Origin of the sequence: Roseibium sp. MMSF_3247 (assembly GCF_030733765.1) — a bacterium.
In the GTDB taxonomy this organism is placed as follows: domain Bacteria; phylum Pseudomonadota; class Alphaproteobacteria; order Rhizobiales; family Stappiaceae; genus Roseibium.
Window position 1 is genome coordinate 647976 of the sequence record NZ_JASHII010000001.1, and the last position, 21219, is coordinate 669194.

20 protein-coding genes are annotated in these 21219 nt (G+C 56.3%); 11 read left to right on the forward strand and 9 right to left on the reverse strand.

The features are described from left to right. Window positions 1-18: 18 nt before the first annotated feature. Window positions 19-231, reverse strand: a complete 213-nt coding sequence (locus RBB44_RS02870; protein ID WP_133948591.1) for a cold-shock protein — start codon at window positions 229-231, stop codon at window positions 19-21. Window positions 232-649: 418 nt separating this feature from the next. Between RBB44_RS02870 and RBB44_RS02875 the strand changes: the two genes are divergently transcribed. Further along, complete coding sequence (locus RBB44_RS02875; protein ID WP_209179287.1) at window positions 650-1006, forward strand: BA14K family protein; 357 nt, start codon at window positions 650-652, stop codon at window positions 1004-1006. Window positions 1007-1084: 78 nt separating this feature from the next. Here RBB44_RS02875 and RBB44_RS02880 read toward each other — a convergent pair whose 3' ends face one another. Further along, window positions 1085-1543, reverse strand: coding sequence for a YaiI/YqxD family protein (locus tag RBB44_RS02880; protein WP_209179288.1), 459 nt, complete (start codon window positions 1541-1543; stop codon window positions 1085-1087). Then, window positions 1540-2766 carry a TIGR03862 family flavoprotein gene (locus RBB44_RS02885; protein WP_306149795.1) on the reverse strand — a complete coding sequence of 409 codons (1227 nt, stop codon included), beginning with the start codon at window positions 2764-2766 and terminating at the stop codon, window positions 1540-1542. The genes RBB44_RS02880 and RBB44_RS02885 overlap by 4 nt, the downstream gene beginning before the upstream one ends. 188 nt (window positions 2767-2954) lie before the next feature. On the opposite strand from RBB44_RS02885, the gene RBB44_RS02890 reads away from it, so the two are divergent. Further along, the gene (locus RBB44_RS02890) at window positions 2955-4145 is read left to right on the forward strand and encodes an HD domain-containing phosphohydrolase (protein ID WP_306149973.1); all 1191 of its coding nucleotides are present in this window, start codon (window positions 2955-2957) and stop codon (window positions 4143-4145) included. Window positions 4146-4147: 2 nt separating this feature from the next. On the opposite strand, the gene RBB44_RS02895 is transcribed toward RBB44_RS02890, so the two are convergent. Further along, window positions 4148-4936 (reverse strand): glycosyltransferase family 2 protein, encoded by a 789-nt coding sequence (locus RBB44_RS02895; protein WP_306149796.1) that lies wholly within the window; start codon window positions 4934-4936, stop codon window positions 4148-4150. A 524-nt stretch (window positions 4937-5460) separates the two neighbouring features. Between RBB44_RS02895 and RBB44_RS02900 the strand changes: the two genes are divergently transcribed. Together RBB44_RS02900 and RBB44_RS02905 are read left to right on the forward strand one after the other, a co-directional pair. Then, the gene (locus RBB44_RS02900; RefSeq protein WP_306149797.1) at window positions 5461-6627 is read left to right on the forward strand and encodes an acetyl-CoA acetyltransferase; all 1167 of its coding nucleotides are present in this window, start codon (window positions 5461-5463) and stop codon (window positions 6625-6627) included. Window positions 6628-6759: 132 nt separating this feature from the next. Then, window positions 6760-8214 carry a gamma-glutamyltransferase gene (locus RBB44_RS02905; protein WP_306149798.1) on the forward strand — a complete coding sequence of 485 codons (1455 nt, stop codon included), beginning with the start codon at window positions 6760-6762 and terminating at the stop codon, window positions 8212-8214. A 60-nt stretch (window positions 8215-8274) separates the two neighbouring features. Here the strand turns inward: RBB44_RS02905 and RBB44_RS02910 are convergent, their stop codons facing one another. After that, window positions 8275-8769 carry an invasion associated locus B family protein gene (locus RBB44_RS02910; protein ID WP_306149799.1) on the reverse strand — a complete coding sequence of 165 codons (495 nt, stop codon included), beginning with the start codon at window positions 8767-8769 and terminating at the stop codon, window positions 8275-8277. 403 nt (window positions 8770-9172) lie between these two features. Here RBB44_RS02910 and cysG point away from each other — a divergent pair, with 403 nt between their 5' ends. The 5 genes from cysG to RBB44_RS02935 are packed head-to-tail and all read left to right on the forward strand — an operon-like array spanning window position 9173 to window position 13983. Continuing rightward, on the forward strand, window positions 9173-10636 hold the full coding sequence (cysG, locus tag RBB44_RS02915) for a siroheme synthase CysG (protein WP_306149800.1): 1464 nt from the start codon (window positions 9173-9175) through the stop codon (window positions 10634-10636). 12 nt (window positions 10637-10648) lie between these two features. Continuing rightward, window positions 10649-10948 carry a DUF2849 domain-containing protein gene (locus tag RBB44_RS02920; protein WP_306149801.1) on the forward strand — a complete coding sequence of 100 codons (300 nt, stop codon included), beginning with the start codon at window positions 10649-10651 and terminating at the stop codon, window positions 10946-10948. Between the two features lie 56 nt (window positions 10949-11004). Further along, the gene (locus tag RBB44_RS02925) at window positions 11005-12663 is read left to right on the forward strand and encodes a nitrite/sulfite reductase (RefSeq protein ID WP_133948574.1); all 1659 of its coding nucleotides are present in this window, start codon (window positions 11005-11007) and stop codon (window positions 12661-12663) included. After that, window positions 12650-13411 (forward strand): phosphoadenylyl-sulfate reductase, encoded by a 762-nt coding sequence (locus tag RBB44_RS02930; protein ID WP_306149802.1) that lies wholly within the window; start codon window positions 12650-12652, stop codon window positions 13409-13411. The genes RBB44_RS02925 and RBB44_RS02930 overlap by 14 nt, the downstream gene beginning before the upstream one ends. Window positions 13412-13446: 35 nt before the next feature. Further along, window positions 13447-13983, forward strand: coding sequence for a DUF934 domain-containing protein (locus RBB44_RS02935; RefSeq protein ID WP_306149803.1), 537 nt, complete (start codon window positions 13447-13449; stop codon window positions 13981-13983). 64 nt (window positions 13984-14047) lie between these two features. On the opposite strand, the gene bla is transcribed toward RBB44_RS02935, so the two are convergent. Further along, complete coding sequence (gene bla / locus RBB44_RS02940; RefSeq protein ID WP_306149804.1) at window positions 14048-14932, reverse strand: class A beta-lactamase; 885 nt, start codon at window positions 14930-14932, stop codon at window positions 14048-14050. Window positions 14933-15087: 155 nt separating this feature from the next. Here bla and RBB44_RS02945 point away from each other — a divergent pair, with 155 nt between their 5' ends. Then, the gene (locus RBB44_RS02945) at window positions 15088-15960 is read left to right on the forward strand and encodes a LysR family transcriptional regulator (protein WP_306149805.1); all 873 of its coding nucleotides are present in this window, start codon (window positions 15088-15090) and stop codon (window positions 15958-15960) included. 16 nt (window positions 15961-15976) lie between these two features. Here RBB44_RS02945 and RBB44_RS02950 read toward each other — a convergent pair whose 3' ends face one another. The 3 genes from RBB44_RS02950 to RBB44_RS02960 form a co-directional block, all read right to left on the reverse strand. Beyond that, window positions 15977-17371: an aspartate aminotransferase family protein gene (locus RBB44_RS02950; protein WP_306149806.1), complete on the reverse strand. Its 1395-nt coding sequence runs from the start codon at window positions 17369-17371 to the stop codon at window positions 15977-15979. Between the two features lie 26 nt (window positions 17372-17397). Continuing rightward, a complete protein-coding gene (locus tag RBB44_RS02955) occupies window positions 17398-18804 on the reverse strand; it encodes a glutamine synthetase family protein (RefSeq protein ID WP_306149807.1) in 1407 nt (468 codons plus the stop codon). Window positions 18805-18943: 139 nt separating this feature from the next. After that, a complete protein-coding gene (locus RBB44_RS02960) occupies window positions 18944-19654 on the reverse strand; it encodes a GntR family transcriptional regulator (RefSeq protein ID WP_371932313.1) in 711 nt (236 codons plus the stop codon). A 146-nt stretch (window positions 19655-19800) separates the two neighbouring features. Here RBB44_RS02960 and RBB44_RS02965 point away from each other — a divergent pair, with 146 nt between their 5' ends. Beyond that, window positions 19801-21189 (forward strand): glutamine synthetase family protein, encoded by a 1389-nt coding sequence (locus RBB44_RS02965; protein WP_133948556.1) that lies wholly within the window; start codon window positions 19801-19803, stop codon window positions 21187-21189. Window positions 21190-21219 lie beyond the last annotated feature (30 nt).

Consider the following 21219-nt stretch of genomic DNA (forward strand, 5'->3'; position numbering starts at 1 on the left):
CTGAAACCTAAAAAAACCTCAGAGGAGCTCCAGCTGAGCTGCCTGTTTGCCGCGGCCGCGACGGTCATCTTCGGCAACGAAAGAAATCTTTGCGCCTTCAACCGGTGTTCCAAGACCTGCCTGTTCAAACGCCGTAACATGGACGAAAACGTCCTTGCCACCGCTTTCCGGGGTAATGAAGCCGAAGCCACGGTCGTGATTGAAGAATTTAATGGTGCCGTTCTCGCGCATGGAGAAGCCTTTCCGTAGTTTGTGCAGGCAGCCGTTCCTGGGGAACCGAGCCGATAAACGAGAAGTCAAAAAAGAAACGGAAAGCTTGGCAGTTCAGAGCAGCACCCAAAAGGATGCTGCCGAAGGCAGTCTCACCGGGTCTAGTATCATGTCCCGTACAACGCAACTTGCGCTGATATTTCAAATGTAAGGGCGTCGGTAGCTGCCGACAAGGGAAAGAAGCCAGTTATTCTCAAACGAACTTTTGGGTGCAGCAACATGTTCGGACTGTGAGCGAGTTTGGAGGCTGATTGGATCAGCAAAACGGAAACCGCTGGGCTGTGATTGTGGTCACATCGCCAGAAATCGGCCCGGTCTAAGGTAACTTCATCAACTGAGGTGGAAGCGTAAGGCCTCAGGAGCTTGAAGGAGCAAGACCATGTTCAAGACTATTGTTACGACTTCCGCCGCAGTGACGATCGCCGCTGGTGCTATGATCTTCGCTGGTTCAAACACCGCTCAGGCCGGTAACGGTTGGGGCGTCGCCGCCGGGGTTGCCGGCGGCTTCGCAGCTGGCGCCCTTGTAGGGTCCGCGCTCTCGCAGCCCCGGTATGCTGGCCCTCCAACCTATTATTATGCACCGCGCCGCGTGTATCGCCCGGCCCCGGTCGTGACCTATCGTCCGGCCCCGTGGACCAATGCCTGGTACAATTACTGCAGCAGCAAATACCGGTCTTTCAATCCGCGAACCGGTTACTACCTCGCATATTCCGGCAACTACCGGTTCTGCCGTTAACAGTTATAAGCTGGGCGCAATCACCAGCAGCCCCGTAGACTGGTTCGCCAATCTGCGGGGCTTATAATATGCGCAAATTCAGGCGCCAGATTGCCTCTTCGCTGCCCGCATGACGGTTTCAAGCTGATTGAGAAACCGGGACCGGTCTTGCTTGGTAAAGCTGGGACCGCCTTCACGGATCTCGCCGATTTCTCTGAGGTGCGTGTTGAGATCCCGCATGGCAAGCCGCATCCCGATGGCATCCTCGCGAAATGGTTTGCCGTTCGGCGATAAGACCTGCGCCCCGGTCTTCACGCAGCGAGCTGCCAGCGGAACATCTGCGGTGATGACGACGTCTCCGGGACCAGAGTGGTCCGCGATCCAGTTGTCGGCTTCGTCCGGTCCTTCGGGAACCACGACCCTTTCAATGAGATCTCCATCAGGCAGCCGCATCCAACTGTTCGATACGAATACGATCCTGACTTTGTGGCGCTCTCCGACCCGGATTGTCTCGTCTTTAACTGGGCAGGCATCCGCGTCGACATAAAGGACAGTCATGTTCCAGGGGCCTCCGGTGACTTTGAGGTGAGATAGGTGGTTATCCCGTTGGCGGCTGCCAATCCTGATGCGAAACAAGCCTGCAGAAGATAGCCGCCGGTGGGGGCTTCCCAGTCAAGCATTTCGCCGGAGACAAACACCCCTGGCATTTTGCGCAGCATGAGATGTGGATCGACTTCCTGCAAGGCCACACCGCCTGCGGAGGAAATGGCGCGGTCGATATCGTAAGTGGCGGTGCAGGTCACCGGAACGTTCTTGATCCGAGTTGCCAATTCTCCCAAGACTTCTGGTAGGGGGCCACTTTCCCGGATGAGCGCCTGTTCTACCGGTTGCAAGCCGACCGTCTTTCTAAGAAATGTCGACATGGACTGCTTGCCCCGCGGGCGCCCGAGTTTTTCGTGCAACGCCTGATGAGTGAGTTGGGGACGCAGATCGATCGAAATAGGCGCGGTCCCAGATTGATTGAGCTGCGTCCTGATCTCGGCAGACAAGGCGTAGATTGCCCCGCCTTCAAGGCCTTTTTCGGAAAGGATAGATTCACCCAGAACCGAATGCGGTCCGCAGGTAACTTTAATCCGTTTTAGCGGGTGCCCGGCAAACCGTTGTTGGATGAATGCGCTCCACGACACTTCAAATCCGCAATTGGCAGGTTGAAAGTCAACCACCTCAACCCCGGCGTCGCGCAAAACGGGAACCCAGGCAGCATCAGACCCAAGTTTCGGCCAGCTCGCCCCGCCAAGGGCTAGCAAGACTGCGCGGGCCGGCATTGGTGATGGTGCCTCGTTGTCTCTTGAAATCAACGCATTGCCATCTTGGGAGAACCCGCGAAACGCAGAGCGGGTGAGGAGGCGGACACCGCTGTCGTCCAAACGCCGAAGCCACGCACGCAGAAGCGGGGACGCTTTCATGGACTTAGGAAAGACACGGCCACTCGTCCCAACAAAGGTCTCTTGACCGAGCCCTTCGCACCAATCGATCAGGGATTCGGGCGGAAAATCGGAGATGAGAGGTTTGATAAAGTTTTCGGCCTCGCGATACCGGCTGACAAACGGTTCCAGTGCCTCGCTGTGGGTCAAATTCAGTCCGCCGCGTCCAGCTATGAGAAATTTCCGGGCCGGCGATGGCATCCGGTCCACCACAACGACGTCATACCCCTTGGCAGACAGGTGTTCGGCTGCAAACAGGCCAGCTGGACCAGCTCCGATGATCAATGCATCTATCATGCGGGCCTTATAATCCGAATGTATTTCCAAAAACCAGAACCGATTGATAAAGGCTCAAGTCGTAAAAGTTGAATTCGGTGTTCAATCTCAAGAATTTATTATTTGTCTTGTGAAATGCTTTTGGGAGCGAACAGGTTATTTTTGTGGGTCGAGGTATTTGTTTAGGTACTTGGAGAGCGCACTTGGTGATGAAACGAGAAGAGATAATTGTCGTCGTGGATCCCGATGTCTCCGTGCAATCGGCCATGACAAAACTATTCTCAGAGCATCACGCGCTTTCTTGTTTTTCAGACGCCGAAGCTGCGATAGGGTTTCTTAAAAAGCATCCTGCTACAGCGGTTGTCTTTTCTTGTTATAATTTCCCTGAATACGATGGCGTAGCTTTCTTAAGTGAATGTGCAGTCGTCGCACCGCAAGCGGCCCGGATCATGCTCACACGTGAGGGATCGAAGGACGTTATCAAGAAGGCTCTCAATGAGGGCCACGCGTTCATGTATCTTGAGAAGCCCTGCCAAAGAGCGGAAATCATATCCGCTCTTGAGGCCGGCCTCTCTCATCATCGGCAATTGGCAAAAGAGCGGGCTCTGCTCGAGCGGACCTTATCGGGGTCAGTCAAAATGCTGATCGAAATGCTGTCCGTGTTCCACCCGGAAGCGTTTCGACGGACCCCGATCATTCGCCAGCAAGCGGTCCGGCTTGCTAAGGAGATCGGGCTTAAAAAGACATGGGAACTGGAAATGGCCGTGATGCTGTCGCCGCTTGGCGAAGCCATGTTGCCAAAGGAGATCCTGTCCCGGTACCGGGCAGCCCGTAACCTCAGCGATGAGGAGCGGTCAATATTGGCAAAGGCCCCGGAACAGACGCGCGATCTGCTGCAAAACATCCCGCAGCTCGAGCGTGTGGCCGATTATCTCTATTTATCAGCCTGCGGTTATGACGGCTCCGGGTTCCCGGAAAACGGCCCAGAGGGCGACAAGATCCCGCTGGTGTCCAGGATCCTGAAGCTGCTCACCGACCTGTGGTACGCATCCCCAGAAGGGGGACCGGATGCTGCAGCTTTTGACGCGTTGATGATCAACTGGCGGCAATATGATCCGCGGCTTCTGGAATTGGCCAAAGAGATTCTTTTGAAAGAAAAGCCTGCGGAACAGAAAACTCTCTTTCAGCATTGCTACATCCGTTCACTCCGGCCCGGGGATATCCTTGTCGATGATGTGCGGACTGAAACATCTTTTGAGTTGGTTCTGGCCCGCGGGCATCTGCTCACCCCGACGATGATCCGGCGGTTGGAACACTTTAACAAAACCTCCGGTGTGCGGCAGCCGATCCGTGTGAGGCGATCCAAAGCAGCCGAACCGGTCCTCAACGAAACCGCTTGAAGCTATTTTCGGTTGGTCTTTTTCAACAGCTCGGCCTCATAGGCCTTGGCGACACGCAGAAAACGGCCGTGCGCATAGTTCATTGCCAGAATGAAGCCCCACCAGCCGTAATTGCGGTATTTCCGGACAAAATAACCTTTGAAGAAGCTGACCGGAAATTCGGTTAAGAGCCGGTATCTCGGTATTTTCCGGCCCCGGTCAAGCATGTCCTGAACCTGCATATCCGAATAGCGGTTGTATTTGCCGACGCTGAATTCAAGAGATCTGTCAGACCGGTGCGCCATGATACCTTTAAGGTTACCCAAGGTCGCACCTTCCTGCGGTCGGACAGTGTCGTGAACGGTAGAGTCCGAGAAGCGACCCTTGCGGCGGTCATACAGCCGGATTTGGTTGTAGCCGTAGGCCCAAGGCGCCGGTTCCGTTTCATGGGGAAACGTATCCCGGATCATGATCCGCCAAGCATCTGAATTCAGATAGCTCTGATCATCGAATTTTGCTCGGATCTCGGCTGCAAGCGCTGGCGTGATTTCCTCATCCGCGTCCAGGTTAAGCAGCCAATCGTTCCGGCACTGGTCTTCGCCGAAGCGTTTTTGCATGCCATAGCCCGGCCACTCATTAAACACGACCCTTGCACCAAGGGCTTCGGCAACCGGTACCGTCTCATCTTCCGAGCCGCTGTCAATAACGATGACTTCATCGACCCAGTCGACAACGCTTTTGATTGTAGCCGGGATCCGGTCCGCCTCATTTTTCGCGATGATGAATGCGGACAATGGAAGGCGTTGGGTCATTGGATATCCGGGGTCGTTGCGCCTGCTATCCGGAACACATCCGGCGCGCTGTTTTAGCTGTGCCCGAATGGATTTTGAAGAGGCAACAAGGCCTGTTCTTTCAAAACGTTGCATCTGAAAACTGGAAGTGTAAGGGCAACACATTCGTGGCCGCAAAAAAAATAGCCCCGCAAGGCGGGGCCAAAAATCAAATCAAAAAAGGACCAAAACAGTCATTTGTTCTGAACAAGGCACTAGGTACCCAACTTCTGTGACAAACAAATGACCCGACAGATGCGGCTTTCGCATCCTACAGGCAAAGTAAACTCAAACGCTCCGTATCGGGATTTTGATTTAAAATAAATATATGAAATAAATAATGAAAAATAATCTGAATGACGTTTAGGTCAATTTCTTCTTGCAAAGCAACATCGAAGCTGGGAGTGTATGGCCAAATTGAAAGGCTCGGTCACCTTGTTAGTGCAGTTCGGAACACGAATTGTGCAGCATGACCGCGCAGAGCTTTCGGGTTTGGAGGAAATGTCATGACTGCTGCAATGGTTGGATGGGCGCATCTGCCTTTCGGGAAACACTCTGACGAAACAGTTGAAAGCATGATCGTGAAAGCGGCGACGGACGCCATTCACGATGCGGGCATTTCTCCTGAGGATGTCGACGAGATTGTTCTTGGTCACTTCAATGCCGGGTTTTCGGCGCAGGATTTCACCGCTGCTCTTGTCTTGCAGGCCAATCCCGCGCTCCGTTTCACCCCGGCAACACGGGTTGAAAACGCCTGCGCAACCGGTTCTGCCGCTGTCCATCAGGGCGTCCGCGCGGTGTCGTCCGGTGCCGCGCGATTTGTGCTCATTGTCGGTGTGGAGCAAATGACGACTACGCCGGGGCCGGAAATCGGCAAAAACCTTCTGAAGGCGTCATACTTGAAAGAGGATGGCGACACACCGGCAGGATTTGCGGGAGTTTTTGGCAAGATCGCGGATTCCTACTTTCAGAAATACGGCGATCAGTCCGATGCTTTGGCAAAGATTGCTTCCAAGAACCACAAGAACGGTGTGGGTAATCCTTATGCGCAGATGCGCAAGGATTTGGGCTATGAGTTCTGCCGGGATGAGAGCGAGAAAAACCCGTTTGTGGCAGGCCCGCTAAAGCGGACCGATTGTTCGCTCGTCTCAGATGGCGCTGCAGCCATGGTCCTGACAGATCCGGCAACAGCGCTCGGCATGAAAAAGGCCGTTGCCTTCCGCGGTCTCGCCCATGTGCAGGACTTCCTGCCGATGTCGAAGCGCGACATCCTGAAATTCGAAGGTTGTTCAAAGGCCTGGGGGCAAGCACTCGGAGACGCAAACCTTGCGATTGACGATCTTTCATTTGTCGAGACCCACGACTGCTTCACCATTGCCGAGTTGATCGAATACGAGGCGATGGGCCTGACCAAAGAGGGCGAAGGCTCACGCGCTGTTCTTGAGGGCTGGACCGAAATGGACGGCAAATTGCCGGTCAACCCGTCCGGCGGTCTGAAGGCCAAAGGCCACCCGATTGGCGCTACGGGCGTTTCCATGCATGTTCTGACGGCCATGCAGCTGACCGGGACGGCTGGCGATATCCAAGTGAAAAACGCGGAACTCGGCGGTATCTTCAACATGGGCGGCGCAGCTGTCGCCAACTATGTCTCGATCCTTCAGTTTATGAAATAAGCCGGACATTTTTGTTGGACCGAACAAGCCGGCCAAGCGCCGGCTTGTTTTGTTTCTACTAGGCGCATACCCCGCCATGCTTTAGCCGAAGGCCCCCTTGCGTCGCCCTTGAACGCATGATTTGACCAACACATGAGAAAACCACTAAAAGGCGCGGTTGCCGCGGGTCATACCCTCACAGCGGAAGCTGGCGCAGAGATGCTGCGCGAAGGCGGAAGTGCCGTTGATGCCGCCATAGCCGCTTTGGCCATGGCCTGTGTTTGCGAACCGGTTCTTGCGTCTCCTGGTGGCGGCGGTTTTGCCATGATCCGGGACGGGAACACGGGAAAAACACAGCTCCTCGATTTCTTCACGCAAACGCCGCTTGAAAAGCGCGGTAACGCTGAGGATGGATTTCAGACGATCGAGGCTGATTTCGGACCGACCAAACAGATCTTCCATATTGGTCCGGCCTCCGTGGCCACGCCCGGATTTTTGGATGGGCTGGATGCTCTTTCAAAACGAGGCGCGCGCCTCACGCATAAAGAGCATTTTGCACCGGCTATTGAGGCGGCCTCTTCCGGCTTCAAACTCACCGGATATCAATCGTATCTGTTCACCGTTGTTGCGCCTATCCTTATGGCAACAGAAGCCTCCCGCGCCTTGTTCGCGCCGGTAGGTCAGCTTCAAAGTGTAGGCGAAACCTTCGTCAATCCCGGGCTTGCAGAGACGTTCCGTGTTCTAGGCCGAGCCAGCTGGCGCGACAGCAAAATAGCTGAAGCGCTGCTGGAAGAGCAGGCGGCCAACGGACATCTTTCCGAGGCAGATCTATCGGCTTACAAGGTTGAAGAGCGGGAACCGCTCGCTTTGGACGTGGGCGAAGCACGCGTGTTTTTAAACCCGCTTCCAGCTGCCAGCGGCACTTTGATCCAATATGCATTTCAACATCTTGAAGACTGTACGCCGGTGTCCCTGGCAACTGCGTTGAACGCTGCAGATGAAGCGCGCGTCTCAGCGCGGGGTGATCTCAGCGCACTCTTGAAGCACCCTTTGCGTCAGAACGGAACCACACATATTTCGGCTGTCGATGCTGACGGCAATGCGTGTTCAGTCACGGTTTCCAACGGGACCGGATGTGGCGAGGTCGTCAACGGGTTCGGTTTCATGCTGAACAACATCCTGGGCGAGGAGGATGTGAACCCTGGAGGGTCCGTTGGGTGGCCGGTGAATACCCGCCCAGCTTCCATGATGTGCCCGACTCTTGTGGAGACGCCGGATGGGCGATTGATTGCGCTGGGCTCTGGCGGCTCCAGCCGCATCAGATCGGCAGTTTTCCAGGCCGTGGCACGGCTGAGTTTTGGTGGCGCGACCCTGCCGCAAGCTGTCCAAATGCCACGTCTTCATGTTGAGAACGGTCACCTGGATGTCGAAGCTGGATTGGAACAGCGTCAACTGGAAGACCTGATCGACGCGTTTTCAGATCACCGCATTTGGGCGGAACCAAACATGTTCTTCGGCGGCGTGCATGCGGTTCAAAAAACTGCAAACGGTGAGTTTGAAGGCATTGGTGATCGCCGCCGGGAAGGCTCTGCAGTCATAGTGGACTGAGTGGCTGTCCAACCGCCCAAGAGCCGGAAAAATCCGGCGCTCGGGCGCAATCCGTCGCCGTTACTGAATGGCCGCCATGGCGCGGCTGAAGCCGGTCAGCGGAACGTCGATCTTCTGGCGCTGGTTGGCTGAAGCGGCAAAGTCGATTTGCAGCTGCGCTCCGGCCTTCATCGCTTCAATCATGGCATCGGTTGCCGGGGCGCTGATATAGCAGCCACGTTGATCGCATGTGCTGATGGTCATGTCGCCAATCTGTGTGCCATCAACGGTTAGTTTCACCTTTCCAGGTAGGTAAAACCCGAGCGGAGCCTGCATCTGGAAGACTGGCGCGGCGTTGTTCCCCGGATAGATGATATCTACCTTGAACAGAAGCTGACCGCTTTCCTTCACGCGAAGGCTCTGGCTGGCCTCGCACGTCAACGCCTCTGCGGACCGCGAGGCACCGGCACATCTTGTTTGCCAAAGTTCACCCTGTTCAGCCTGCTGGGCATGGACTGGGGTTCCTTGAAGAAACATGACGGTGAAGGCCGCGGTAAGCGAAAGCGAAAAGCGCATGATTTGACTCACAGATTGGCGATTGGTTGGTCTTGGGAGAAGAAAACCGGCAAGTGCGGCGGGCTGAAACTGGCAGCCTCACTTGACCCTATGACTCGTTTTTTCGACTCATTTGTTAGCCCGAAACGGGTGTCAATTCCTAGCCCTGACTTTGGAATTTCCGTTTGTCACATTGGATCGGGTGTCCGTTGGATTTGAAAGGCAGTCGAGCTTTCTGTGGTTAGGAGAGGCCCTCGCCGCGATCGGCGTGTAGGGACCAGCAAATGAACGCATGCATCGCCGAAGCGGCAAATCAGGAAAATCTTTTCCGCTATCTCTTCCGGCTTTGAAATCCCGTACCCGGCACTTCTCTCCGCCACCGCTTACATTCAGGTCATCAAATTGGGATTGGAGACCCTTGCTGATGGCAAGCCGCAGATCACAGACTGAAAAAGCACGCAAGAAGCCGGAAGACCGGCTGGATGTCTTCCCGGCATTCATGAAGGTCGCGGGTAGGCGTGTTGTCGTTGTCGGACATGGCGGTGAAGCTGCTGCCAAGGTGCGCCTTCTGGGCGAAACCAATGCGGAAATCGTTGTGGTCGGACAGGACATAGATCACGAACTGCAATCCGCCGTCGATTTGTTCTCCGCGACCCATATCGCCGAAGACTTCAAGCCAAGACATCTGACTGATGCCGCCATGGTTTTCTCCGCAAGCGAAGACTGGGATCTGGACAAGGCGGTCATTGAGGCGGCCCGGATCATGGGCGTACCGGCGAACGCGGTCGATAAGCCTGAGATTTGCGATTTTTACACTGGCGCACTCGTCAACCGGGCGCCGATTGCCGTGGCGATCACATCTACCGGCGTCGGACCGGTTCTGGCGCGCCATATCCGCGCGCGGATCGAAGGCATGCTGCCGCGATCAACCGGCGCGCTTGCAAGGCTCGCCGAGAGTTTCCGTGATGCGGCGTCAAAAGTCATCTCCGACGGCAACCTGCGACGGAATTTTTGGGCCCGGTTTTTCTCCGGCTCAGTCGCAACCAATCTTTATGCGGGTAAGGCAGATGTTGCGCGTGCCGAAGCGCAGCGCTTGTTGAACAGCATGGCCGATGAGCCGGGGTTTGTGTGGCTGGTGGGTGCCGGGCCTGGAGCTGAGGATCTTCTCACGCTTCGGGCTCAACGCCTCCTGCAGGAAGCCGACGTCATTGTCCATGATGCCTTGGTCCCGGCCGATGTGGTGGCCATGGGGCGCCGGGATGCGGAACGCATTTCCGTCGGCAAGCGCAAGGGCGCTCACTCCGTTCCGCAATCCGAAATCTGCGATTTGCTGGTAAAGCTCGGATCGGAAGGCCTCAAGGTTGTCCGTCTGAAAGCCGGGGATCCGATGATCTTTGGCCGGGCGGCAGAAGAAATGGAGGCGCTCCGTGCCGGCGGGATCCGCTTTGAAATCGTTCCCGGTGTGACAGCAGCCTTTGCCGCCGCAGCCTCGGCGCAGATCCCGCTGACGTTGCGCGGTGTGGCCTCCAACCTGGTTTTTGCCACAGGCCATAATGCGAAGTCGGAGACACTGCCTGATTGGGCAGGTCTGGCACTGAAGGGCGCAACCGTTGCTGTCTACATGGGGCGGACCGTTGCCGCGTCCGTCGCGGACCGCCTCATCGGCGCCGGCATGACCCCATCCACCCCCGTCGCGGTCATCGAGAATGCGGCGCATCCCGATGAACGTCAGTTTGCCGGTGATCTGTCAGAGCTTGCGGTCCTGTCAAACCGCCCTGAGATCGATGGCCCGGTTTTGATCGTTATTGGCGAGGCCGTCGGCCATGCCGCCCTTGAACAGGCCGAACCGCTGGCGCCGCAGCTCGTGCGCGCTGTTGCCGCGGCTTGAGGAGAGAAGTTTATGAAAGTCATCACAGCCAATCGCCTTTTGAATGGCGATGTCGTTTGGCTCGGAGAAAACGACGCTTGGGTTGAGCGCGTGACCCTGGCCCGGATCTTCGACGGCAAGGATGCGGTCGCCGAAGGCCTTTCCATCGGTGCGGCCGCAGAAAAAGACCAGAAGGTCGTCGGCGTTTACGAGATGGATGTGACCGTCGAGGACGACGTCATTGTTCCCGTACGGCTGCGCGAACGCATCCGAGCGAAAGGTCCGACCACCCATCCCCATTTTGGAAAACAGGCTCAGGCCGTTTCCGCCTGACATGAGCACACGCGGCGGGCAGCGCCAGATCGAGCAGCGCCCGGCAGGAGAGACACATGTACCGTTACGATGAATTTGACGCGAGTTTCGTCAACCAGCGCACCGAACAGTTCAAGGACCAGGTCCGCCGCCGCATGGCCGGTGAATTGTCCGAGGACGAGTTCAAGCCGCTGCGCCTGATGAACGGCCTTTACCTGCAGCTTCATGCCTACATGCTGCGTGTTGCCATTCCATATGGCACGCTGAACGGTCGGCAGATGCGCAAGCTGGCGCATATTGCTCGGACCTATGACAAGGGCTATGGCCACTTCACGACGCGGCAAAACATCCAGTTCAACTGGCCGAAGCTCGAGGACACTCCGAAGATCCTCGAAGAGCTGGCGGAAGTGGAGATGCACGCCATCCAAACCTCCGGGAACTGCATCCGCAACGTGACCGCTGACCATTTTGCCGGCGCTGCAGCCGACGAAATTGCGGATCCACGTCCCTATGCGGAGATCTTGCGTCAGTGGTCCTCGCTCCATCCGGAGTTTTCGTTCCTGCCGCGCAAGTTCAAGATCGCGATTACCGGCGCACCGAATGACCGCGCGGCCGTGCAGGTGCATGACATCGGTCTGCAGTTGACCCGCAATGAGGCTGGTGAGATCGGCTTTGAGGTGTTTGTTGGCGGTGGTCTCGGCCGGACACCGATGATCGGCCGCAAGGTCCGCGACTTCCTTCCGGAAGAAGACCTGCTTGCCTATTCCGAGGCAATCCTGCGCGTTTACAACCGCTACGGCCGCCGGGACAACAAGTACAAGGCGCGGATCAAGATCCTTGTGCATGAAACCGGCCTGGAAGACCTGAAGGCGGATATCGAAGGCGAATTTGAGAAGATCCGCTACGGTGTTCTTCGTCTGCCGGACGAAGAAGTGCGGCGGATAGAAGCTTACTTTGCGCCTCCTCCGCTCGAGGTCGGGTCAGACATCTCGGCCAAGGTTGAAGTGCGCCGTGAGACGGACGCCGCTTTTGCACAGTTTCTTGCCCACAATCTCAATCCGCACCGCGTACCGGGCTACACATCCGTGACCCTGTCTATGAAGCCGATCGGCGGTATCCCGGGCGATGCATCCGATGCGCAGATGGATGTGATTGCGGATCTTGCCGAACGGTATGGACAGGATGAAATCCGGATTTCCCATGAGCAGAACGTAATCCTGCCGCATGTGAAACTGGATGACCTTCCGGCTCTGTTCGACCAGTTGGTCGCAGCGGACATTGCCGAAGGCAACGCCGGGCTGATTACCGACATCATTGCCTGCCCGGGCATGGATTACTGCGCGCTTGCAACGGCACGCTCAATCCCTGTGGCTCAACGGATATCCGAACGCTTCGGCACAGCTGAGCGCCAAGCCGAAATCGGTGAGCTGAAGATCAAGATCTCCGGCTGCATCAACGCCTGTGGGCACCACCACGTCGGTCACATCGGAATTCTTGGCCTGGAGAAAAAAGGCGAAGAGTTCTACCAGGTGACGCTGGGCGGTTCGGCCAACGAAAACGCATCGATCGGCGAAATCGTCGGGCGCGGGTTCTCCTCTGAAGAAGTCGTCGACGCGATTGAGACACTGGTCGACACCTATCTTGGACTTCGGTCCGGCAAGGACGAAACCTTCCTGGATGCGTACCGCCGGGTCGGGGAGGCGCCGTTTAAGGAGGCCCTTTATGGCGCTGCATGAGACGTTCAGCCTCGGTGTTGATCCGGAACTCGGGCTTCAGGCGGAAATTGCCGCGCTGAACGCCCAGTTCGAGGATGCCGTTGCGCAGGACATCCTTCAGGCTTCCATACGGCACCAATTCGCCGGGGAAATCGCCATGGTGTCCAGCTTTGGGGCAGATTCTGCGGTGCTCTTGCACATGGTTTCGCAGGTGGATCCATCCACGCCGGTATTGTTCGTCGATACGGTGAAGCTGTTTCCGGCGACAATCCTTTACCGGGATGAGTTGATTGCCAAGCTTGGCCTCACCGATGTGCGCACGTTCAAGCCATCCAAGGATGACCTTGCCGAAAAAGACCCAGCCGGCATGCTCTGGATGAGCGATACAGATGCGTGTTGTCACATTCGCAAGGTCGTGCCGCTCGAGCGCGCATTGCATGGTTTTGAAGCCTGGATTTCGGGCCGGAAACGCCATCAGAGCTCGACACGGTCTGAGTTGGATTTTTTCGAAATCGACGCCGGGCGGGTCAAGATCAATCCGCTCGCCGACTGGTCTGCGGCTGACATCCTGGACTATGCAAAGAGGCACGACCTGCCGCCGCACCCGCTTGTCGCCGAAGGCTATCCGTCCATCGGTTGCTTGCCCTGCACAAGCAAGGTGGCGCCGGGCGAAGATCCGCGCGCGGGCCGTTGGCGCGGACAAGACAAGACTGAGTGCGGCATTCATTGGCCGACCCATGGCAAGGAAATTGACGGCAGCGGCATTTGAGCTGCATCGCTGAGAGAGTTTGAGGACGCTTAGAAATGGCAACGATCTACAAAGACGGTGAATTCGTCGAGGAAACCTGGGTCAGGGCAGACAGTGAAACCGGTCCGGCTGCGGACGGGGATTTGCTGGTCCCGGTGTCGCTGTTCCTTGAAGCGCCGGAAGCGTACCTGAGTCGCGCCGGGAAAACGGCGTTGCTGGTCGAGGCCGGGGAAAAAGTCGGACTTGCTGCGGAACATTTGCGCAAATTTGCGTATGTCGCTGTGGCTTTTCCGAGTTTCGCCGATGGCCGTGGATTCTCGACGGCCCGCGACCTGCGGGAGCACCTGAACTATCAGGGCGATATCCGTGCAGTTGGCAGCTACATTCTGGATCAGGTGCCGCTCGCGCGTCGCTGTGGTGTCTCAAGCTTTGAGATTTCCAAGCCGGAAGTTCTGAAAGCTCTGAAAGCTGGAGAGTGGCCGGAAGTTACCAAGTACCTGCAACCGGCTTTCGGCTCGATCGAAGAAATCCCGGAAGGCACCCGGCCCTGGGCCCGCCGCTCGCACCGGGATGTAGCCATCGCAGCAGAATAGCGGCGCAAACATTGAGCACTGATAAAAAAAGACCGGGTCAGCGCTGCTGCCCCGGTCTTTTTATTTATTCAAAGCTCGTCTTAAAGGCCGCGCCAATCTCGGCTATGGCCTTGTTCCGGGCTTGGAACTCTGCCTCATTTTCGGTGACATAAACGGCAAGAGCGACGGGCGTGTGGTTGGGCGGCCAGATGATCGCAATGTTGCCGCGGGAACCATAGGCTCCGGCACCTGTCTTGTCTCCGATGCGCCAGTCATGCGGCAGGCCTGCACGAAGCGTTGCATCACCGACCTTGTTCGCCTCTAACCATTGCATCAGGTGTTTGCGGGACGATGCACTCAACTCATCCGAAAACAGAACCTTGTAGAGAGACTGCGCTGCAGCCACTGGTGTGGTGGTATCGCGTGGATCTCCCGGAGTTCCTTCGTTCAAGCTCGGCTCATAGCGGTCCAGGCGGGTGACGTCATCGCCGATGGAGCGCATGTAGGTCGTCACCCCGATTGGACCGCCAAGTTCCTCCAGAATGATATTCGCAGATGTGTTGTCGCTGATCGTGATGGTGGCCTCGCAGTGATCGGCGAGAGTCATATCCGCTGTGTTGATATGTTTTTCGGTGACCGGCGAATAAGAGACGATCATATCACTGGTGATTATGGTGCGTTGATCGAGACTGCTCTGCTTTTTGTCGACCCGGTCCAGCAGTGCCGCGCAGGCAAAGGCCTTCATGGTGCTGTTCATCGGGAACCGATCGTCGCCATTATAGTTCCAGTTCAGCCCGCTGGCCGGATCGAAGACGGCAACGCCAATGCGTGTGTTCAAACGGCTTTCGATCGCCTTGGCGGCTTTGGAAAGTGGCGCCGGATCGAACTCTGGTCCACCGGAATACGCTGATCCTTGAAGAGCCAGAAACAAAGCGGCTGCGCCCAACGTGAGCGCTTTGGGAAACGTCATGAGAAGTGTCCATTCGTTTTCAATGATGGGCGCTCCAGCCGCGGTTCTGAAGCGATGCCGATCGGTGAAGAGGAATATGATTGCAGCTCAAGGGATCGACAAATGATGGTTTCTCTGGTTAGGCATGAGAAAAACTTAGCCTTGGATAGGCCTTCATGAATATTTCGCAATTGCCGTTGAACGCTCTTCGGGCGTTTGAAGCGTCTGCTCGCCTTGGAAGTTTCACAAAGGCGGGCATGGAACTGCGGGTATCCCAGACCGCCGTCAGCCATCAGGTAAAGTCGCTTGAGGCAATTCTGGGTGTTTCGCTGTTTGACAGATTGCCACGTGGCGTCGTGCTGACAGATGAAGGCCAGACACTTCTACCAGTTCTGAGCGATACCTTTGGCCGAATGAGTGCAACGCTTAGCCGCTTTGAACATGGCAATTTTCAAGAGGTGCTCACGATCGGTGCCGTTTCTACTTTCGCTTATGGCTGGCTGATTGATCGGCTTACTAAATTTTCGCTGGCTTATCCCGATGTCGATGTGCGGCTGAAGACCAACAACAACCGGGCCGATTTTCTTGAAGATGGCCTCGACTACTTTATCCGGTTTGGAGATGGGGCCTGGCACAGCACCAATGCAGTTCAGTTGATCAATTCGCCTTTGTCTCCGGTTTGCGCACCTTCAATGGCGGAAGCGCTGAAGGCACCCGCTGACCTAAAGGCTGTTCCGCTCTTGCGGTCGTATAGGTTGGATGAATGGAGCCGGTGGTTTGAGGCGGTAAATGTGGAACCGCCGAGCATTAGAGGTTGGATGTTTGATTCATCAGTCACAATGGCTGCTGCAGCCGCGAAAGGCGCAGGTGTTGCGCTCGTACCTGTGACGATGTTTCGGGAGGAGTTGGAGACGGAGCGGCTGAAACAGCCATTCCCGCAAACCGTATCGCTTGGCCGCTATTGGCTGACCTGGTTGAAGTCCCGCAATGAAACACTGGCGATGCGCCAGTTCAGGGATTGGATCGAAGGGCAGGCTTCAGCTTCCTAAAGCCTGCCCGATGGTGTCAGCCTATCCACCCATCGCGCTTTAAGATGCGATAGGTATCGTTCAGTGTTTTTTCCGCAGTCGCGACTAGATGATCTGCCTCTTCGTGAGACAGCACCAAAGGCGGTGAAATGATCATGCTGTCGCGAACGGCGCGCATCACCATCCCATGTTCAAACGAAACATCGCGGCACAGCGTGCCGGGCACACCGACATCTGAGAACTTCTTGGTCGGGTTCTTTTTGTCCGGGACCAATTCCAGAGCGCCAACCAAACCCGTCATGCGGGCTTCACCAACAAGTTCATGCTCGCCGAGTTTCAGCCATCGTTCCTTGAGGTACGGACCAATATCAGTCTTCACCCGGTCCACCAGTCCTTCGCGTTCAATGATGTCCAAATTTGCGAGCGCAGCTGCAGCGCAGACCGGATGTCCGGAATAGGTGTAGCCGTGGTTGAAGTCATCACCGGCCAGCATCAACCCTTCGACGACGCGGTCAGAAACCAGAACACCACCCATCGGCAAATAGCCTGACGTCAGACCTTTGGCGATCGGCATCAGATCAGGCTTTACGCCGTAGTAGGAGGATCCGAACCATTCGCCCAAACGGCCGAAGCCGCAAATGACCTCATCCGACACAAACAGAATGTCGCGTTCCTCAAGGATGCGCTTGATCTCAGGCCAGTAGGTTTCCGGCGGGATAATAACGCCGCCCGCACCCTGGATGGGTTCTGCAATGAAGGCCGCGACCCTGTCCTCGCCAATTTGATCGATGGCTTCCTCAAGTTTGCGGGCCACATGAACGCCGAAGTCTTCGGGGCTCATGTCCTGACCTTCACCGAACCAGTAGGGCTGGTCGATGTGATGAACACCTGAAACGGGCAGGTCCCCTTGTGCGTGCATTGCTTTCATACCGCCAAGGCTTGTGCCAGCGAGGGTCGAACCGTGATAGCCGTTCCATCGGCCGATGATCACCTTTTTGTCCGGCTTGCCCATCTTGTCCCAATAGGTGCGCACCATGCGGAACACAGTGTCGTTCGCTTCCGAGCCGGACGAGCAATAGAACACGGTGTTGATGTGATCGGGCGCAAGCTTGGCGAGTTTTTCCGACAAAGCGATTGCAGGTGGGTGGGTCGTTTTGAAGAACGTGTTGTAATAGGCCAGCTCGTTCATCTGTTTGGTCACAGCTTCGGTAATTTCCGAGCGGCCGTGTCCGACCTGCACGCACCAAAGACCTGCCATGCCATCGAGGATCTTGTTGCCGTTGGAATCCGTCAACCAGACACCATCTGCGCTGGTGATCACCCGGCTGCCTTCGGCATTAAGCGATTTCATGTCCGAAAACGGGTGCCAATGGTGTGCGGCGTCCAGTTCCTGAAGCGCCTTGGTCGGATAGATGTTGGAATGGGCAGTCATTAAAGGATGCTCCGGAAGAAGGCCAATCACACGTTCAGCAGCAGGTATTCCCGCTCCCACGGGCTGATTACCGACATGAAGGTTTCGAATTCTTCGTATTTGATGGCGCGGTAAGTCGCGACGAACTTCTCTCCGAAAACCTCGATCATGTCCTCAGAATTTTCGAACAAGGTAAGGGCTTCCGGCAAACCGCGCGGCAGGGACTTGGTAAGCTCGGTGCAATCATCCATGCGCGGAGCGTCGGGTTTCAGACCTTTGACAATCCCGAGATAGCCGCAGGCCAGAGATGCCGCGATTGCAAGGTAAGGGTTTGCGTCAGAGCCGGGGATGCGATTTTCCAGGCGCCGCGCATCCGGGCTTGAATAAGGCACGCGTAGGCCGACCGTCCGGTTGTCATAGCCCCAATACACGTTGACCGGCGAGGTCGAGGTCTTTGAGAACCGGCGGTAGGAATTAACGAACGGTGCCATGATTGGTGTCACCTGCGGCAGATACACTTGGTGTCCGGCAATGAACGAGAGGAACGCTTCGGTTTCCATGCCGTTTTCGCCGGCGAAAATGTTTTGGCCGGTTTCCTTGTCGATCACCGATTGGTGGATGTGCATCGCGGACCCGGGCTGGTTCGACATCGGTTTCGACATGAAGGTCGCATACATCTCATGCCGCAGCGCGGCTTCACGGATGGTGCGCTTAAACAGGAAGACCTGATCTGCAAGCTCCAGAGGATTGCCGTGACGCAGATTGATTTCCATCTGCGCCGCACCCTCCTCATGGATCATCGTGTCGATTTCCAGCCCCTGCTGTTCGGACAGGTCATAGATGTCGTCGATCAAGTCGTCGAATTCGTTGAGGGCCGAAATCGAATAGGACTGACGGCCGACCTCAGGACGGCCGGAGCGGCCTGTCGGCGGTTCCAGCGGATAGTCGGGATCGGTGTTGGGACGAACCAAATAGAATTCGATCTCGGGGGCGACAACCGGCTGCCAGCCTTTGTCTGCATAAAGTTTCAGAATGCGCTTGAGGACATTTCGCGGCGCCGTCTCCACGGGCGCACCTTCCCGCGTGTAGGCATCGTGAATGAGCTGTGCCGTCGGATCGCTTTCCCAAGGGACTGTTGTCAGAGTCGAATAATCGGCCCGGAAATAGAGGTCGCCGTCAGTCGGGTTGTGCTGGAAGCGCTCGTCGTCCTCCGGATAGTCGCCGGAGATCGTCTGCGCGAAGATCGAGGCAGGCATGGTCATGACAGGGCCGGAAAAGAATTTTTCCGTCGGCATCATCTTGCCTCGGGCAACGCCCGCCAGGTCCGGAACGATACACTCGATATCCTGAATGTTCCGATGGTTGAGCCAATCCCGCGCGGCATCAACGTTTGAAACACCGCGGAGACTTTCATCCTTGGGCGGGGTCGAATTGGCAGGTGGGGTATCAGTCACGCGAGGCTCCAGAGATTCTTGTCCGTGATCGGCGGAACCGAACAGCCGTGAAAATCACGAGATAGCTGCTGTTCAATGTCTATCCAAATGCCGTCACGACTATTTTGTGATCACAAAATGACACAAGGTTGAGCCGGGATCAACTGGGCTCTTCGCCTTGGAGAATTTCCCGGCCAAGGAGGCCCATGCCATCAGCGATGTCTGCCGTGATCGCTTCTCTCAATGCTGGGGCGTCTTGCCTCTCGATCGCATGAATGGCGGCCTTGTGCTGGTCGATCAAATTCACCGTGCCAACCCGCCCGTAGACGGTGCGCATGAAGGGGGCGAACTGGAGCCAGAGACTATCGATCAGCGGCAACAAAACACGGGAGCCGGACGCTCGGTAGATATGGAAATGAAAGGCGTGGTTCAGCCGCATATAGGCTTCCGCATCGCCGGAACTCAGCCGCACGTCAATGTCGTCATCAATGCGCCTCAGTTCCTCAATGTCGTCGGAACCTAGGTGGGGCATGGCGCGGACGGCCAGTTCCGGCTCGAGCAGGAGACGGGCCATCAACACCTCGTCAAACCGTTCTGGCGTCATGTCCGGAACCTGGATGCGCCCATTGGGTTTGACTTCCAGAGCGTTTTCAGCAGCCAGCCGTTGAAGGACCTCGCGCACCGGCATCGGGCTGACCCCGAGCTCTGCTGCAAGACCCCGCAGCGTTACCGCCTTTCCGGGAATAAACCGTCCGGTCAGCAGGCCAGACCGCACAGCAACATCCACTTGATCCCGAGTTGCGCTGCGCGCTGAAGCGGTCGTTTGGGTCTTCTCAGGACCTGCATTGAGTGCGGAGCGCCGGACTGGCAATAGTGATATCCTTCTATGTTGGATTTGCGATTTCATCGCGATTGTCTTGACAGTCTATCTAGAAAGTGATCACATTTTTTTCGATATCGCAATCATAAGCTGGCGGTCCAAAGAACCAACAAGGCCAGCAGAAACACAGGACGTAAATGAACGAGCTTCCTCACCAGATTCTGGAACATCCGGCGGAGCCCGGTTGGAAGTCGGCTTTCGAAGCCTTTTTGGAAGAACATCCAGACTTGGATACACTCGAAGTAGTTCTGCCGGATACGAACGGGGTTCTACGCGGAAAATGGCTGCCCGGAAAAGCGCTGGCGAAAGTCTTCGAAGGCGGTGTCGCGTTTCCCTATTCTCTGTTTGGGCTGGACGTGTGGGGCCGGGAAGTCGAGGCGACAGGTATGCACCTGGAAACTGGCGACAAGGATGGTGTTTGCTGGCCCATTCCAGAATCTCTAAAGCTCGTACCATGGGCGGATCGGAAGACCGCTCAGGTGCTGTTGTCGATGTACGACCGCGATGGTGAACCTTTCCTCGCTGACCCGCGTCATGTGCTTGAAAACACCGTGGCTCAGATGAAGGAAGAGTTTGGCGTCACAGCCACATGTGCCTTTGAACTGGAGTTTTACCTTTTCGAGGAAAGTGACGGGGACTGGACCGAGCAGCCGAAGCCCCTGTTCTCGACCCATCTCGGTCCGGCGCGGCAAAACATGTATGCGCTGTCCGACCTGGAAGCGTTGCTGCCTGTTGTTGATGACCTGCGCAAGGCGTGCGAAGCGCAAGGTATCCCGGCAGACGCTGCCGTGTCAGAGGCCGCACCTGGACAGTTTGAATTGAACTTGCATCACCGGAACAATCCACTTTTGGCTGCCGATGATGTTGTGCTTCTTCGCCGCCTTGTCGCTGGCGTTGCTCGAAAACATGAACTTAAAGCGTCCTTCATGGCCAAGCCGTTTGTGGAATGGCCCGGCAATGGCATGCATGTTCATGTCTCGATGGAAGATGACAACGGCAACTTGTTTGCAGATCCGGAACATGGCCGCGAGAGGCTCGGATATGCGATCAATGGCTTGTTGAAGACTATGCCGGAAGCTCTGTTGCTTTTCATTTCAACATTCAACGGGTTCCGGCGCATGCAACCGGGATCCTACGCTCCGGCATCAATCTGTTGGGGGTTTGACAACCGTTCTGTGGCTCTACGGGTTCCCGCTTCTTCTCCAGAGGCCGCACGCGTGGAGCACCGGATTGCAGGCGCGGATGCCAATCCATATCTGGTTCTCACCGGGATCCTTGCAGGCATGATGGAGGGGCTGCGTCTGAAGAAAGATCCACCAGCGGCAGTAACGGGCAATGCGTATGAAAAGCGCAAAAAACGCCTGACGCCTTGGATGGACGAAGCCATTGATGCGTTTGAGGCTTCCAAATTGATGAAGAAGGCGGTCGGTCCTGAAATGCACAAAGTGCTGACGGAAATCAAACGGGAAGAATTGAACGAGTTCGGCCGTGAAATTTCCTCACTCGAACGACAGACATATCTGTAAGCAAACCGGAAAACGAACATAAGCTAAGCA